Raw genomic sequence first — 14,176 nt, 5'->3', positions numbered from 1 at the left:
CGCCACAGGAACCGGGGGTGTGCCGGTGCCGGAGCAGACCACGTTCAGCCACAGCCGCGCCTTGGACGGCGTCCGCGCCCTGGCGGTCACCGCGGTCGTGCTCTTCCACGCCGGGATCGGCGGCGTCCGCGGCGGCTTCCTCGGCGTGGACGCCTTCTTCGTCCTCTCCGGATTCCTCATCACGTCACTCCTGCTGGCCGAGCGGGCCCGGACCGGCCGGATCCGCCTCCCGGCCTTCTGGGTACGCCGGGCGCGCCGCCTGCTCCCGGCCCTGCTGCTCGTCCTGCTCGCCACGGTCGTCGCCGCACGATACCGGCTCGACGGCGACGACCTCAGGCTGGTGCGAGGGGACGCGTACGCCGCCCTCGCGTACGTCGCCAACTGGCGGATGATCTTCCGCGGCACCGGTTACGCGGCAGCGACCGCCGCGCCCTCGCCGCTGCAGCACATGTGGTCGCTCGGCATCGAGGAGCAGTTCTATCTGCTGTGGCCGCTCGTCGTGGCGGGACTGGCGGCGTGGCTCACCGCCCGCCACGCCCGTACGGCTCTGGCGGCGCTCTGCTTCGCCGGAGCCGCGGCGTCGCAGGTGGTCTGCGGCCGGCTGTTCGACCCGGACGCCATCGGGCGCGCCTACTACGGCACCGACACCCGCGCACAGGCATTGCTCATCGGCGCCGGCCTGGCAGCGCTGCTGAGCGGGCGCGCGGCCGGGCGGGCCGCCCGTACCGCGGTAGGGGCGCTGGCCGTCTCGGGCGTCGCGGTCACCGCCTGGCTGTGGCAGGTCGCGTCCGAATACGCGTCCTGGATGTACCGGGGCGGCCTGACCGTCGCCGCGCTGGCCACCGCGGCGGTTGTCGCGCACGTCATGCTCAGCCCGGGTGCCCCGATGGCCCGGATGCTCGGCTGGGCGCCGCTGGCCTGGCTGGGCCGGATCTCGTACGGCGTCTACCTGTGGCACTGGCCCCTGTTCACCTTCGTCACCGCGGACGCCACCGGACTGTCCCGCCTGCCGTTGCTGGGCGTACGGCTGACGGCCACCCTCGCCCTGGCCGTCCTCAGTCACCACCTCGTCGAGCAGCCGATCCGGCACGGCGCCCTCGGCCGTCTGCTCCCCCGCCGCGTGCCGGGTGCGGTCACGGTGGGGGCCTTCGCGCTGCTCGCCGGAGCCATCGCCGTCGCCACCGCACCCCCGCCGCAGCCCACGCCCGCCGGCGCGGCCCCGGTGGTCATCACCGCGCCGAGCGTGACCTCGCGGCGCGCCCCGGTCAACCGTCCTCACCGGACCCGGGCCGTTCCCCGGCGGGAGCCGCGGATCACGTTCTTCGGCGACTCGGTGTCCTGGGTGATCGGGACGTACCTGCCGGAGCACCCGGGCATGTGGACCAGCACGCGCGCGATCCAGGGCTGCGGCATCGCGACCCTGCCGGACATCCTGCAGCTCGGTACGCCGCACACCAACTACCCCGGCTGCACGTCGTGGCAGCGGCGGTGGCAGCGCGGCGTCGACCGGGACGATCCCGACGTCGCCGTGATCGAGCTGAACCGCTGGGAGCTGATGGACCGCCGTTACCAGGGGCGGTACCAGCACGTCGGCGACCCGGCGTACGACGGGTACCTGACGGCGCAGCTGGAGAAGGCGATCGGCATCGCGGGCTCGCGCGGGGCGGCGGTCGTGCTGCTGACCGCGGCGTACACGCGGCGTGCGGAACGGCCCGACGGAAGCCTCTATCCGGAGGACCAGCCGTCACGGGTGGACGCCTGGAACGGCTTGCTGCGCGCCGCGGCGGCGAGGCATCCCGGCCGGGTGACCGTGCTGGACCTCAACGCGGTGGTCTGCCCGGACGGCCGGTTCACGTGGCGGGTCCATGGCCTTCGGATCCGCAGCGACGGCCTGCACTACACGCCGTCGGGTGTCCAGCGGATCATCGCGCCCTGGCTGTTGCCGAGGCTGGCGGCGGTCGCGAACGGGACTTACCGCTCCTGACCGTGCAGGGCGCGGGCGAGGCGGCGGACGGCCTCGTCCATGAGGTCGGGTGCCGCGGCCGCGTACGTGAGGCGCAGGTGCGGTGCCGGGGGTTCGCCCGCGTACCAGGGCCGGCCGGGGAACACGATCACGCCTTCCGCGGCGGCCGCGGCGGCGAGCGCCACGTCGTCCGTACCGCCGGGCAGCGGGCACCACAGGTGCAGGCCGCCGCGCGGGACCGTACCCGGGACGAGCTCCGGCAGGTGCCGGTGCAGCGCCGCGAGCAGCGCCTCGCGCCGGGCCCGCAGCGCCGTCCGCAGCCCGCGCCGATGCCGCGACCAGGCCGGCGCGGTGACGAACTCCAGCGTGGCCTGCTGCAGCGGGCCCGCCACGAAGAAGTCGTCGAGCAGCCGGGCCGCGCGCAGCCGGGCGCCGGCCGGTCCGCGGGCCCCGATCGCGGCGACGCGCAGGCCGGGAGCGGCGGACTTGGTGAGCGACCGCAGGTGCACGACGTGCCCGTCGGGGTCGCCGGCGGCGAGCGGGGGCGGCGCCTCGCCGTCGACGGTGAGGTCGCGCGCGTAGTCGTCCTCGATCAGGAACGCGCCGGCGTCGCGGACGGCGGCGGCCACCTCGGGCCGGCGGGCGGACGCGAGCGTCGCGCCGGTCGGGTTGGCGTGCAGCGGCTGGCAGTAGAAGAGCCGCGCGCCGGTACGGGCGAACGCCGCCGCGAGCTGGCCGGGCAGCACCCCGCCGGCGTCGGCGGGAACGGGTACCACCCGCAGCCCGGCGGCCCGCGCCGCAGCGAGCGCCCCCAGGTACGTCGGCGACTCCACGAGCAGCGTGTCGCCGGGGCCGGCGAGGGCCCGCAGCGCCGACGACAGCGCCGCCTGACCGCCGGGGCAGATCACGAAGTCCTCGGCGCGCAGCCCGCCCCCGGCCTCACGGGCGAACCAGGCCCGCAGGTCCTCGCGCCCCTCGGCCGGTCCGCGGTGCCACGACGCGGGCTGCCGCGCGGCCCGGGCCAGCGCCGCACCGAGCGCCGCCGCGGGCTGCAGGTCGGCGTCGAGGTAGCCGCCGGAGAGCGCGATGGCACCCGGCCGCGGCAGGGCGAGGAGCGCCTGCATCTCCTCCTCCCCCGGCAGGCGCGGCCCGAGCGCCACGGTCTGCCAGGACAGGTCGGCCGCGTGACCGTGGTCCGGCCGGGGCGCCACGAACGTGCCCCTGCCGGGACGCGCCTCGATCAGGCCCTGCGCCGCGAGCTGCCGTACGGCCTCGGCCACGGTGACCGGGGAGGCGTGGTGCCGGGCGGTCAGCTCGCGCATCGACGGCAACCGCGTGCCGGGGTCGGCGGCCGCGGCGAGCGCACGCAGATCTTGGATAACGCGGTCCGTGGCGCTACCGTTGTCCATGAGAAGCAGAGTAGCGCTACTGACCCTGGAGCGATAACGGCGGGGGCGCTGGGCGTGCTGGCGTTCAGCATGTCGCTGCCGGCCACCCGGGTCGCCGTGCACGATCTCGACCCGTGGTTCGTGGCCTTCGGCCGGGCTGTCGGGGCGGCGCTGCTCGCGGCGGCGTACCTCGGTGTCACCGGCGCACCGCGGCCCAGCCGGAGCCAGGTCCGGCGGCTGGCGGTCGTCGCGCTCGGCGTCGTCGCCGGCTTCCCGCTGTTCACGTCGCTGGCGCTGAGCACGCAGACGTCGGCGCACGGCGCGATCGTCGTCGCCGTGCTGCCCGCGATGACGGCCATGTTCGCGGTGCTGCGCGGCGGTGAGCGGCCTCCCGTGCTGTTCTGGGTGGCCAGCCTCGGCGGACTCGGGGCGGTGCTCGCCTTCCTGATCGTCAGCGGCGGTGTGCACGGCGGCCGGTCGGTCGCGGACCTCTACCTGGTGGCGGCGGTGCTGCTCTGCGCCCTCGGGTACGCCGAGGGCGGCTCGCTCGCCCGCGACCTGGGCGGCGCCCGGACGATCTGCTGGGCGCTCCTGCTCTCCCTGCCGGTCACCGTGCCGGTCACGCTCGCGACGGCGGTGGCTCACCCGCCCCGGGCCGGCGCCCCGGCGTGGACGGCGTACGGATATCTCACCGTGGTCTCGATGTTCCTGGGCTTCTTCGCCTGGTACGCGGGACTGGCCCGGGGCGGCATCGCGCGGGTCGGGCAGATCCAGCTCGCCCAGCCGGTCCTCACGCTGCTGTGGTCGGCGCTGCTGCTCGGCGAGACGGTGACGCCGGCCGCGCTCGGGGTGGCGCTGATCGTGCTGGTCTGCGTGGTGCTGACCCAGCGCAGCCGCACCGTGGGGGTGACCCGGCGTTTTGTAGGGGTGCGCGGGGGAATGCCACGCCCGTGCGACTCCGATGGCTCCTTGCAGCGCTGCTCACGGGCACTCTGACCGGCTGCACGACGGGCGGCGCCGCCCCGGCGCGGCCGGCCGCGCAACCGACCCGGCCGGCCACGCACACAGGTTCGCCCACCGGACCGGGCTCGCCCGCCGAACCGGGCTCAAATGCCGGGCCGGGCTCGCCCGCCGAACCGGGCTCAAATGCCGGGCCGGGCTCGCCCGCCGAACCGGGCTCAAATGCCGGGCCGGGCTCGCCCGCCGAACCGGGCTCAAACGCCGCCCGGGCGGAGGCCACCAGGGCTTCCCAGGCGTCGGCCGCGCCGGCCGTCCTGATCGGCGCCGGCGACATCGCGACCTGCGACGGCACCGGGGACAGCAGGACCCTCGCGGTCCTGCAGCGCTTCCCCGGCACGGTCTTCACGCTGGGGGACAACGCGTACCCGGACGGGAGCCGGTCGAACTTCGCGACGTGCTACGGGCCCGCGTGGGGCCGGGTGAAGGCGCGGACCCGGCCCGCCGTGGGCAACCACGAGTACCACAGCAGCCGGAACGCGACCCCGTACTTCGACTACTTCGGCGCCGCCGCCGGGCCGCGGGGCAAGGGCTATTGCTCGTACGAGGCCGGCGCCTGGCACGTGGTCGTGCTGAACACCAGCTGCTCGTCGGTTCCCGGCGGTTGCGGGCGTGGCTCGGCGCAGGAGCACTGGCTGCGCGCCGACCTGGCCGCGCACAAGACGGCGTGCACGGCCGCGATGGTGCACCACCCGCTGTTCACCTCGGCGGCCACCCATCCCCCGGCCACCGAGACACGCCCGCTGGTCCAGGCGCTGTACGACGCCGGCGTGGAGCTGCTGCTGGCGGGCCACAACCACGTGTACGAGCGGTTCGCCCCGCAGACCCCCGGCGGCCGCCGGGACACCGCGCACGGGATCCGGGAGTTCGTGGTGGGCACCGGCGGCGCGGCGCTGTACCCGTTCGGCAAGGTCGCGGCGAACAGCGAGCGGCGCGACCACAAGACGTTCGGCGTCCTGCGGCTGACCCTGCGCCCGGGCTGGTACCGCTGGGACTTCCTGCACGTGGCGGGCGGCTCGTTCACCGATTCCGGCACGGGCACCTGCCACTGAGGAGCCGGGGCGAAACAGTTCTGACATCTCGTTGTCATGGGAGCGCTCCCATGTAACGATGAGCGTCACTGCACCGCCACCCCTCGTGAGGAGCGCGATCGTGCGTGCCCTGCTCGCCGGCCTGGCCGCCGCCACCATGGTCGCGGCCGGATTCGCGGCCGCCCCGGAACCGGAACCCCGCCTCGCCGCCGCCGTCCTGCCGTACCAGGACCCCACCCTGCCGGTCGCCCAGCGCGTCACCGACCTGCTGGGCCGGATGACGCTCGACGACAAGGTCGGCCAGATGGTCCAGGCCGAGCGCGGGGTGGTCTCCCCCGGCGACCTGACCACGTACCGGCTGGGCTCGGTGCTCTCCGGCGGCGGCTCCGCGCCCACGCCGAACAGCCCGGCCGGCTGGGCCGACCTCTACGACTCCCTGCAGCGCGGCGCGCTCGCCACGCCCCTGCAGATCCCGATGATCTACGGCATCGACGCGGTGCACGGCAACAACAACGTGGCCGGCGCGACGATCTTCCCGCACAACATCGGCCTCGGCGCGACCCGCGATCCCGAACTCGCCGAGCGCATCGGCCGGGCCACCGCCGAGGAGGTCACCGGCGCCGGGCAGGACTGGACGTTCGCCCCCTGCGTCTGCGTGGCCCGCAACGACCGCTGGGGCCGCACGTACGAGTCGTACGGCGAGAAGCCCGACCTCGTCTCCTCGATGACCACCGTGATCGACGGCCTGCAGGGCGACCGGCTCGACGGGCCGGCGTCCGTGCTGGCCACCGCCAAGCACTACGTCGGCGACGGCGGCACCACCAACGGCGTCGACCAGGGCGACACCCAGCTCAGCGAGGCCGAGCTGCGCGCGATCCACCTGCCGCCGTTCGCCGAGGCCGTCCGGCGCGGGGTCGGCTCGATCATGATCTCGTTCAGCAGCGTCAACGGCGCCAAGATGCACGGCAACAAGTACCTGATCACCGACGTGCTCAAGGGCGAGCTCGGGTTCACCGGGTTCACCGTCTCGGACTGGGCGGCGGTCGACCAGCTCGACGGCCGCACCGGCTTCACCCAGGCCGAGGTGGTCACCGCGGTCAACGCCGGGCTCGACATGCTCATGGTGCCGGTCGACTGGAAGACGTTCGTCGGCTACCTGCGCGCGGCCGTGCAGTCCGGCCAGATCCCCCAGTCGCGCATCGACGACGCCAACCGCCGGATCCTCACGAAGAAGTTCGAGCTCGGACTCTTCGAGCACCCGTACGCCGACCGCACGTACGCCTCGACGATCGGCAGCGCCGCCCACCGCACCCTGGCCCGTCAGGCCGTCCGCGAATCGCAGGTGCTGCTGAAGAACCAGGGCGGCGTCCTGCCGCTGGCCAAGGCGGGCGGCAAGCTCTTCGTGGCCGGCAAGAGCGCGGACGACCTGGGCAACCAGAGCGGCGGCTGGACGCTGACCTGGCAGGGCGCGAGCGGCAACACGATCACCGGCACGTCGATCCTGCAGGGCATCCGCTCGGCGGTCGGCTCGCAGTCCACGGTCACCTACAGCCGCGACGGCTCGGGCATCGACGGCACGTACCGGGCGGCGATCGCGGTGGTCGGCGAGACGCCGTACGCCGAGGGCCAGGGTGACCGGACCGGCTCGCTGAGCCTCGACTCGACCGACCTCGCCACGCTGTCGCGGCTGCGGGCTTCCGGCGTACCCGTGATCGTGGTGCTGGTCTCCGGACGCCCGCTGGACATCGCCTCGGAGCTCGGCAACTGGAATGCGCTGGTGGCAGCGTGGCTGCCGGGCAGCGAGGGCGCCGGGGTGTCCGATGTGCTCTTCGGCGACTACGCGCCCACCGGCAAGCTGCCGATGACGTGGATGCAGTCGGCGAGCCAGCAGCCGATCAACGACGGGGACGGCAAGACGCCGCTGTTCGCGTACGGGTACGGGCTGACCTACGACGGCACCACCACCCCGCCGCCGCCCCCGCCGACCGGCACCGGGTCCTGCCGGGTCTCCTACGCGACCGACGACTGGAGCAGCGGCTTCACCGCCAACGTCTCGGTGACCAACACCGGCACCACCGCCCTGAACCCCTGGTCCCTGCAGTGGACCTACGGCGGCGGCCAGAAGGTCACGCAGTCGTGGTCGGCGCGGGTCACGCAGTCGGGAACCGCCGTCACCGCGGTCGGCGAGACGTGGAACGCCTCGCTGGCGCCCGGCGCGACCACCACCTTCGGCTTCAGCGCAAGCCTCACCGGCAGCAACCCCCGTCCGGCGTCCTTCTCCCTCAACGGCCTCGCCTGCCAGGCGAGCTGACCCCCACGGAAATCGGAGTCCGCATGGTCCGCAAGAAACTCGCCGCCATCCTCTCGGCCGCCGCGCTGGTGGCCGGCGGCCTGGCCGTGACCGCGTCGTCCGCCTCGGCGGCCGGCACGGGCACCGGCTACCTGCACACCGACGGCAACAAGATCGTCGACAGCACCGGCACGACGGTCCGCATCACCGGCATCAACTGGTTCGGCATGGAGACCGACAACAAGACCTTCCACGGTCTGTGGTCGAGCAACCCGTGGCGCTCGCAGCTCGACACCATGGCCCGGCTCGGCTACAACACGCTGCGCGTGCCCTTCTCCGACGACGCGCTCAAGGCGGGCGCCACCGCGAGCGGCATCAACGACTTCGTCAACCCCGACCTGGTCGGCCTGTCGCCGCTGCAGATCCTGGACAAGGTCGTCGCGTACGCCGGCAGCAAGGGCATGCGCATCATCCTGGACCGGCACCGCCCGACCGCCGCCGGCCAGACCGCGCTCTGGTACACCTCGGCCGTACCCGAGTCGACCTGGATCAGCAACTGGCAGATGCTCGCCCGCCGGTACGCCGGCAACACCACGGTGATCGGCGCCGACCTGCACAACGAGCCGCACGCCGAGGGCACCAACCCGGCCGCCACCGGCTCCTGCTGGGGCTGCGGCGACACGGCCCGCGACTGGCGGCTCGCCGCCGAGCGCGCCGGCAACGCGATCCTCTCGGTGCAGCCGAACTGGCTGATCTTCGTGGAGGGCGTGAGCTGCCCCAGCGGCGGGCTCTCGAACGTCTGGGACAACGACACCAGCAACGACGAGGACTGCGGCTGGTGGGGCGGCAACCTCTCCAAGGCCGGCCAGTTCCCGGTCCGCCTGAGCGTGGCCAACCGGCTGGTCTACTCCCCGCACGAGTACGCCACGTCGGTGTACCGGCAGACGTGGTTCGACGACCCGTCGTTCCCGAACAACCTGCCGGGCATCTGGGACCACTACTGGGGTTACCTCTACAAGCAGAACATCGCCCCGATCATGATGGGCGAGTTCGGCAGCACCCTGCAGAACCCCGAGGACAAGGTGTGGCTCGAGAAGCTGATGGCGTACACCGGCACGGGCACGGGCGGCATGTCGTTCACGTACTGGTCGTGGAACCCGAACTCCGGTGACACCGGCGGGATCGCGCTCGACGACTGGACGAACATCAACACGGCCAAGCAGGCGATTCTGCAGCCGTACCTGATCGCGCCGGTGGGTGGTGGCGGCAGCAGCACCCCGCCGTCCGGTGGTCCGTCCACCCCGCCCGTGCCCACGGGCGGGTGCACGGCGACGTACAAGCAGGACAACGCGTGGCAGGGCGGTTTCCAGGGCTCGCTCACGGTGAAGAACACCGGCACGGCGGCGGTCAACCCGTGGTCGTCGACGTGGACCTGGCCGTCCGGGGTGACGCTGGGCAGCGGCTGGAACGCGACGGTCACCCAGTCCGGCACCACGGTCACGGCCGCGGCGCCGGCGCAGGCCACGTCGCTGGCCGCCGGGGCGTCGGTGACGATCGGCTTCACCGCCAACGGCCCGGCGACCGCACCGGCGACGGTCAAGCTCGGCTTGGCGGTCTGTTCCTGACCTCAGTCCGGGGCGTCTCCTCCACCGGCTCCGGCCGGTGGCAGGGGCGCCCCGAGCCGTTCCACGAAGGACACCACCGCGGCGGCGCCGTCCTCCGCGCGGATCCGGCGGGCGAGCTCCGTGGCCCGGTCGCGGTGCTCCGGCCGGTCGAGGCAGGACCGGAGCGCGCCGGCCAGGGCGTCCGCGGTGAGCTCCGCCAGGGGCAGCGGCTCCGGCGCGACGCCGAGGCGGTGCAGCCGGTCCGCCCAGAACGGCTGGTCGACCAGGACCGGCACCGGGACCGCCGGTACGCCCGCGCGCAGCCCGGCCGCCGTGGTGCCCGCCCCGGCGTGATGCACCACCGCGGCCGTCCGGGGGAACAGCCATTCGTGCGGCACCTCCCCGACCATCAGGATGTCGCCGCCGGCCACCCGCAGCCCGGCCCAGCCGGCCTGGACGACGGCGCGTACGCCGGCCCGCGCGACCGCCGCCGCGACGACCTCGTCCAGCCCTTCGCGTTCGGGCGTCATGCTGCCGAACCCGATGAACACCGGCGGCGGACCGGCCGCCAGGAAGTCGGTCAGCACCTCCGGTGGTCGCCATCCCGGCGGCGCGGCCGGCCACCAGTAGCCGGTCACGTGCACGCTCGCCGGCCAGTCGGCGGGCCGGGGCACCACCGCCGGGCTGAAGCCGTGGAAGACCGGCCAGTCGTCCGGCGGCCCCGCCCCGGGCGCGGCGGGCAGGCCCAGCCGGACCTGCAGGTGCCGCAGGGCGCCGGCGTAGAGCGAGCCGCTGCGGGTGAGCAGCTCCCGGCCCGCGGCAAGATTGTCCGCGGAGCTCCCGGTGCCCGGCCACCCGGGTGGCGGGAACGCGCGGGTCGGAACCCCCGGTGCGAGGTACACGCCGGCGCTCGGGATGCCGAGGCCCCGGGCGGCGAGCCGGCTCAGCGGCGCCGGGCCGGACGCGGTCAGCACCAGATCGGTGCCGGCGGCCATCGCGGCGAGAACGCCCTCGCCCAGCTCGTCGAGGAACGCGGCGAAGACCGACCGGGCGGCCTGCGGGCCGGGCGCGGCCGTGCGGGCGCGGGTCAGCTCGACCGGGTCCCCGGGGAGGGGCCGGTGCTCCAGCCCGGACTCACGGACGAGACCGGCGAAGCGGTCGTGCGCGGCCACCGCCACCCGGTGACCCGCCCGCTGCAGCCGCTGCCCCAGCCCGGTGTACGGCGCGACATCGCCGCGCGAACCCGCTGTCACGACGAGGATCCGCATCAGGCGCCACTCTACGGGCCCGCGGCGCCGTTTCCGGGCACCGGCCGCGGGTACGTCAGCCCCAGAGGAAGGAGACCGCGATGACCAACCCCGCCTCGGCTGCCGGGCTCCCCGCCGCCGCAGCCGCCGCAGCCGACCTGACCCGCGACGACGAGGAGACGGCCGCCGGCCCCACCGTGGGCGCCGCGGACGCCCGGGCCGACGCCGTCCGCTCCGGCGCTGACGCCGACCTCGACGACGCGACCCGTGACTCCGACGGCGTGCCGGTCGGCACCGACGACGCCGAGGCCGACGCCCGCGCGTCGGGCGCCGACCCCGACAAGATCTGAATCGAGGCGGCGGGGCCGGGCCGGTGGCCCTGCCCCGCTCAGCCTTCGGCGAAGAACCGGTCGGCGAACGCCTCCCACTGCGCCAGGAAGTCGACCTCCGGGTCGCGCAGCCAGTTGAGCTGCAGGCCGTCGAGGAACGCGAGCAGCTCCATCGCCGCTCCCCCGGGCCACGGATGCCAGGCGAACAGCTCGCGCTCGAGCCGGTCCCGGCTGGTCCGCAGACGCCGCCGGAAATAGTCGTGCGCCGGGTGCGCCGGGTCGAGCGCCTCCGCGCTGAGCACCGTGTACAGCTTGACCACCGACTGCTGCCCGAGGTTGCGGTGCACCAGGCGGGTCAGCGCGGCCCGGGCCGTCGCCGCGTCCGCAGCCGGGTCCGCGTCGCCCATGACGGCGGCGATGTCGAGCTCGTCGCGGCGTTCCAGGACGCCGACGAGGACGTGCTCCTTGGACGGGAAGTGGTGCAGCAGCCCGGCCTTCGTCATGCCGCACGCCGCGGCGAACGCGCCCAGCGAGACGCCGTTGAAGCCGGAGACGGCGATGAGCTCGGTCGCGGCGGCGAGGATCTCCTCGCGGCGCTCGGCCGGCGGGAGGCGGCGGCGTACGGACGCGGTCACGTTTCCCTCCAGGGGTTGCCTCGGCGGTGCCGCACAGCCTAACCTACCTACCAATTGGTAGATAACGCACCCGGGAGACCCATGACCGCCAGCGCCTTCTCCGCCGCCGTCGCCGCCGTCCGCGCTGGAGCCTCGCCCGACACGGCCGCCGAGGACCTGCTGCAGCAGCTCACCGAAGACGAGCGGCTCGGTCTGCTCGACGGCGACCTGCCGTTCTGGGACGCGATGGCCGACATGCTCGGCAACGGCTACAACCGCACGCCGTACCCGATGGGGCGCGTCGACCGGCTGGGTATTCCCGGGCTGCTGTTCTCCGACGGCCCGCGCGGGGTGGTGATGGGCGCCTCCACGGCCTTCCCGGTGTCCATGGCCCGCGGTGCGACCTGGGACACCACGCTGGAGGAGCGGGTCGGCACGGCGATCGGCCGGGAGATGCGCGCGCAGGGCGCCAACTTCTTCGGCGGCGTCTGCATCAACCTGCCCCGGCACCCCGCGTGGGGCCGCGCCCAGGAGACGTACGGCGAGGACCCCGTCCTGCTCGGCGAGTTCGGCGCGGCGCTCACCCGGTCGGTGCAGCGGCACGCGATGGCCGTGGCGAAGCACTACGCGCTGAACTCCATGGAGAACGCCCGCTTCACCGTGGACGTGACCGCCGACGACGCCACGCTGCACGAGGTGTACCTGGCGCACTTCCGCCGGGTCGTCGACGAGGGCGTGGCCGGCATCATGACCGCGTACAACTCGGTGAACGGCGAGTGGGCCGGTCAGAACGAGGACCTCATGGAGGGCGTGCTGCGCCGCCGCTGGGGCTTCACCGGCGTCACCGTCTCCGACTTCATCTGGGGCCTGCGCGACGCGGCGACCTCGCTGCGCGCCGGGCTCGACGTCGAGGAGCCGTTCCAGCAGCAGCGTGCCCGGCACCTGAGCGCCGACCTGGCCGAGGGGCGGGCCTCGTGGGACGACGTGGACCGGGCCGCGCGGCGGATCCTGCGTACCCAGATCCACCACTACGCAACCCGCGAGCCGGAGGAGCCGTCGCTCGGCGAGGTCTTCGGCGACGCGCACCGTGCGCTGGCCCGCGAGGTCGCGGCCCGCAGCATGGTGCTGCTCAGGAACGAGCAGGTGGCGGGTGCACCGGTGCTGCCGCTGCGCCGCGACGCCGTCTCGTCGGTGGCCGTCATCGGCCGGCTGGCGGACCTGCCCAACACCGGCGACCACGGCTCGTCGGACGTCCGCGCGCCCGAGGTCGTCACGCCCCTGCGCGGGCTGACCGAGGCGCTGCCGCACGCCACGATCCGTCACGTCGCCGAGGACTCCCCCGAGGCGGCCGCCGAAGCCGCCCGGGCGAGCGACGTCGCGGTGGTGGTCGTCGGCTACACCGCGATGGACGAGGGCGAGTACATCGGCTCGGCCATGTTCGCCGACCCGGCGCTGCTCGCGCTCTTCCCGCCGGCCGACGACAGCCCGGCCGGGCAGGAGCTGCTGGGCCGCCTCACCGAGCAGGCCGGGACGGACCTGAGCATCGTCGGCAGCCAGGGCGCCGGCGGGGACCGGGCGAGCCTGCGCCTGCGCCCGGCCGACGCCGAGATCATCCGAGCTGTCGCGGCGGCGAACCCTCGCACGGTCGTCGCGGTGGTCACCGCCGGCGCCGTGATCACCGAGGAGTGGCGGGACGCCGCGCCGGCGGTGCTGCTGGCCTGGTACTCCGGCTGCGAGGGCGGCCGGGCCCTGGCGGACGTGCTGCTCGGCGAGGTCGACACCGCGGGGCGGCTGCCGTTCTCCATCCCCACCACCGAGGATCATCTGCCGTTCTTCGACCGCGACGCCACGGCCATCACGTACGACAAGTGGTTCGGTCAGCGCCTGCTGGACCGCGACGGGCACCGGGCCGCGTTCCCGCTCGGTTTCGGGCTGTCGTACACGACGTTCACGCTGTCCGGTCTCGAGGCCGGACCGGTCTCGGGCGAGACGTTCGACGCGACGGTGACGGTCACCAACACCGGGCCGCGCGACGGGCGGCACGTGGTTCAGCTGTACGGGCTGCCCACCGGCGCCGGTGACGACTTCCCCGCCCGGGTGCTGCTGGGTTTCGCCTCCGTGGCGGTGCCGGCCGGGCGATCCGTCCGGGTCACGGTCCCCGCCTCGGTACGCCCGCTGCAGCGCTGGACCGGCGACGGCTTCGCCCCGGCCGCGCCGACGGCCACCATCGAGGCGGCGGCGTACGCGGGCGACCCGGCCGCCGTCACCGCTTCTTCACCGTGGCCCGGCAGATGACCTCCTTGCCGGGGGCGCCGGTCTGCTTGTCGGCCTCGGTGCCGTCCACGACGATGCGGCAGCCGGCGGCGCCCTTGGCCGGTACGGCGTGCACCTCGAACGTCCCCTCGGCGATGCTGGCGTGCATCTGCGCCGGCAGCTTTTGAGCCGGGAACGTCACGGACGGGGTGCCGCCGGCATCGGCGGGCAGGACCCGGGTGATGTCGGCGGTGGTGCCCGCGTCGCCGGTCACCTCGTAGCTGATCTCACCGTGCTCACCGCGGTCGAGGCTGCCGCAGGCGCTCGACAGCAGGACCGTCGCACCGATGAGGACGCCGGCAAGGACACGCTTCACGTCTGACTCCTTCACGCATGGGGGCCGCGGGACCGGCCCCTCGCGGAGAGAGACGCTCTCAGCC

The 14,176-nt window shown here is 74.3% G+C and carries 11 protein-coding genes; 7 read left to right on the top strand and 4 right to left on the bottom strand.

Features of this window, described 5'->3' with window-relative positions; translation table 11 throughout:
• The first annotated feature begins 25 nt into the window (after window positions 1-25).
• The gene (locus COUCH_RS17050; protein WP_249613071.1) at window positions 26-1,984 is read left to right on the top strand and encodes an acyltransferase family protein; all 1,959 of its coding nucleotides are present in this window, start codon (window positions 26-28) and stop codon (window positions 1,982-1,984) included.
• On the opposite strand, the gene COUCH_RS17045 is transcribed toward COUCH_RS17050, so the two are convergent.
• Window positions 1,972-3,372, bottom strand: coding sequence for a PLP-dependent aminotransferase family protein (locus COUCH_RS17045; RefSeq protein ID WP_249613070.1), 1,401 nt, complete (start codon window positions 3,370-3,372; stop codon window positions 1,972-1,974). The two genes, COUCH_RS17050 and COUCH_RS17045, sit on opposite strands and share 13 nt — an antisense overlap.
• A 54-nt stretch (window positions 3,373-3,426) precedes the next feature.
• Between COUCH_RS17045 and COUCH_RS17040 the strand changes: the two genes are divergently transcribed.
• The 4 genes from COUCH_RS17040 to COUCH_RS17025 are packed head-to-tail and all read left to right on the top strand — an operon-like array spanning window position 3,427 to window position 9,314.
• Window positions 3,427-4,347: a DMT family transporter gene (locus COUCH_RS17040; RefSeq protein ID WP_249613069.1), complete on the top strand. Its 921-nt coding sequence runs from the start codon at window positions 3,427-3,429 to the stop codon at window positions 4,345-4,347.
• Window positions 4,302-5,420 carry a metallophosphoesterase family protein gene (locus COUCH_RS17035; RefSeq protein WP_275980113.1) on the top strand — a complete coding sequence of 373 codons (1,119 nt, stop codon included), beginning with the start codon at window positions 4,302-4,304 and terminating at the stop codon, window positions 5,418-5,420. Before COUCH_RS17040 ends, COUCH_RS17035 begins: the two co-directional genes overlap by 46 nt.
• 58 nt (window positions 5,421-5,478) lie before the next feature.
• Entirely contained in the window at window positions 5,479-7,710 is a 2,232-nt protein-coding gene (locus COUCH_RS17030; RefSeq protein ID WP_249613068.1) for a glycoside hydrolase family 3 N-terminal domain-containing protein, read from the top strand.
• Between the two features lie 23 nt (window positions 7,711-7,733).
• Window positions 7,734-9,314, top strand: a complete 1,581-nt coding sequence (locus COUCH_RS17025) for a cellulase family glycosylhydrolase (protein WP_249613067.1) — start codon at window positions 7,734-7,736, stop codon at window positions 9,312-9,314.
• 2 nt (window positions 9,315-9,316) lie between these two features.
• On the opposite strand, the gene COUCH_RS17020 is transcribed toward COUCH_RS17025, so the two are convergent.
• Window positions 9,317-10,561 (bottom strand): glycosyltransferase, encoded by a 1,245-nt coding sequence (locus COUCH_RS17020; protein WP_249613066.1) that lies wholly within the window; start codon window positions 10,559-10,561, stop codon window positions 9,317-9,319.
• A gap of 80 nt (window positions 10,562-10,641) precedes the next feature.
• Here COUCH_RS17020 and COUCH_RS17015 point away from each other — a divergent pair, with 80 nt between their 5' ends.
• The gene (locus COUCH_RS17015) at window positions 10,642-10,890 is read left to right on the top strand and encodes a hypothetical protein (protein ID WP_249613065.1); all 249 of its coding nucleotides are present in this window, start codon (window positions 10,642-10,644) and stop codon (window positions 10,888-10,890) included.
• A 38-nt stretch (window positions 10,891-10,928) separates the two neighbouring features.
• Here COUCH_RS17015 and COUCH_RS17010 read toward each other — a convergent pair whose 3' ends face one another.
• The gene (locus COUCH_RS17010; RefSeq protein ID WP_249613064.1) at window positions 10,929-11,504 is read right to left on the bottom strand and encodes a TetR/AcrR family transcriptional regulator; all 576 of its coding nucleotides are present in this window, start codon (window positions 11,502-11,504) and stop codon (window positions 10,929-10,931) included.
• Between the two features lie 81 nt (window positions 11,505-11,585).
• Here COUCH_RS17010 and COUCH_RS17005 point away from each other — a divergent pair, with 81 nt between their 5' ends.
• Complete coding sequence (locus COUCH_RS17005; protein WP_249613063.1) at window positions 11,586-13,778, top strand: glycoside hydrolase family 3 protein; 2,193 nt, start codon at window positions 11,586-11,588, stop codon at window positions 13,776-13,778.
• On the opposite strand, the gene COUCH_RS17000 is transcribed toward COUCH_RS17005, so the two are convergent.
• A complete protein-coding gene (locus tag COUCH_RS17000) occupies window positions 13,747-14,112 on the bottom strand; it encodes a hypothetical protein (protein ID WP_249613062.1) in 366 nt (121 codons plus the stop codon). The genes COUCH_RS17005 and COUCH_RS17000 overlap by 32 nt on opposite strands.
• Between the last annotated feature and the right edge of the window lie 64 nt (window positions 14,113-14,176).

Source organism: Couchioplanes caeruleus, from assembly GCF_023499255.1.
Lineage (GTDB): Bacteria > Actinomycetota > Actinomycetes > Mycobacteriales > Micromonosporaceae > Actinoplanes > Actinoplanes caeruleus_A.
This window is presented reverse-complemented; position numbering and strand designations above follow the sequence as displayed.

Coding starts and splice junctions, on each gene's coding strand:
- COUCH_RS17030 (WP_249613068.1), top strand. CDS start 5,479: ATGAGCGTCACTGCACCGCCACCCCTCGTGAGGAGCGCGATCGTGCGT.
- COUCH_RS17020 (WP_249613066.1), bottom strand. CDS start 10,561: ATGCGGATCCTCGTCGTGACAGCGGGTTCGCGCGGCGATGTCGCGCCG.
- COUCH_RS17045 (WP_249613070.1), bottom strand. CDS start 3,372: ATGGACAACGGTAGCGCCACGGACCGCGTTATCCAAGATCTGCGTGCG.
- COUCH_RS17025 (WP_249613067.1), top strand. CDS start 7,734: ATGGTCCGCAAGAAACTCGCCGCCATCCTCTCGGCCGCCGCGCTGGTG.
- COUCH_RS17005 (WP_249613063.1), top strand. CDS start 11,586: ATGACCGCCAGCGCCTTCTCCGCCGCCGTCGCCGCCGTCCGCGCTGGA.
- COUCH_RS17015 (WP_249613065.1), top strand. CDS start 10,642: ATGACCAACCCCGCCTCGGCTGCCGGGCTCCCCGCCGCCGCAGCCGCC.